Raw genomic sequence first — 1,344 nt, 5'->3', positions numbered from 1 at the left:
CTGTTACCCTTCACTATGAACAGGATGGTGAGACGGTAGAAGTCACTGCAAATCGTATTTCCGGTGATTATAAGAGCGGGGAATATAAAGCAACCATTCCAGGAGATGCAATTGCCGAAGGCAGCCTAACCTACTACTGGACATTGAATGACTTCGGTAATAATGAAGTACAAACAGATGACTACACAGTTGACGTGAAGCCCGGCATCACTGTGGGTTATTTTGAAGACTTTGAAACAGCTCCGGTAGGATGGACATCCTATGGTGATAATGATAGCTGGGAATGGGGCGTTCCAGAATCAGGCCCTGAAGCAGCTTTTTCGGGTGAAAAAGTTTATGCAACGAATCTTTCCGGTGACTATGCTAGCAGCATGAATGCATCCTTACTCATGCCGCCAGTTGATTTATCGGATGGAAATGCATATTTACAATTTAAACACTGGCATGATTTTGAGAAATATAGTTCTGGTTTCGCATATGACTTCGGTTATGTGTATGTTTCAACAGATCAGGAAGAGTGGACACAGCATCTTATTGTTGAAGGAACTTCAGATGGATGGGAAGATGCAGAGGTTGATCTTTCTGAGTATAGCAGTGAACGTATCTATATCACTTTTAATGCAACATCCGATTCAAGTGTTACGAGAGAAGGCTGGTATATTGATGATGTAGCCATCTCAGATAGCTCATTGAATCTAACTTCCAAAGCGATTAACAAAGATCAAAAGCGCTCCGTTGGTATGATGGCAGGCTTGGATATGATTCCGAATAAGCCAGCTGTTAATCCTGCGCTATCTGTACCAGCAATGCCGGAAAAAGGTGAAGCTGCTGCAGAGAAAGATGCAAGCCTAGCACAGCTGCCAATGGCTGCCAAAGTGAGTGTACTTGAAAGTGGACGTTCCGTGAATACAAATCCACAGGACGGAAGCTATGCTTTAATGCATGCAACAGGAACCTTCACCTTGAAGGCGGAGGCCTATGGCTTTGAATCTGCTGAACAGTCAGTTGAAGTAGCCGCAGATGAAACATCAACGGCAAACTTTACTTTACAAGAACTACCGCAAGGTACGATTCAAGGTACTGTTACAGATGAAGCAACTGGCGAACCGGTTGAAGATGCCACCCTACTTCTTGTAGAGGATGCAAACGTGACACCTGTTCAAACAGATGCAGATGGAAATTATCAACTAACTGCCTATGAAGGTACGTATACGTTAAAGATTAGTGCGCGTGGCTACCACGGGCAAGAAGCAGAAGTGACCGTTGATGGAGATGTCACTGTTGACTTTGCGCTAGAACCATTTTACATGGTTCCAGGTGGCGAAATTGGTTACGATGACGGTA

1 protein-coding gene is annotated in these 1,344 nt (G+C 44.2%); it reads left to right on the top strand.

The window, feature by feature from the left end; translation table 11 throughout:
* Positions 1 to 1,344 (top strand): carboxypeptidase regulatory-like domain-containing protein (locus tag DX933_RS14815; protein WP_123317225.1); only part of this gene is annotated, 1,344 nt, incomplete at both ends.

The sequence above is a fragment of the Ornithinibacillus gellani genome, from assembly GCF_003730295.1.
In the GTDB taxonomy this organism is placed as follows: Bacteria; Bacillota; Bacilli; order Bacillales; family Amphibacillaceae; genus Ornithinibacillus_A; species Ornithinibacillus_A gellani.
This window is presented reverse-complemented; position numbering and strand designations above follow the sequence as displayed.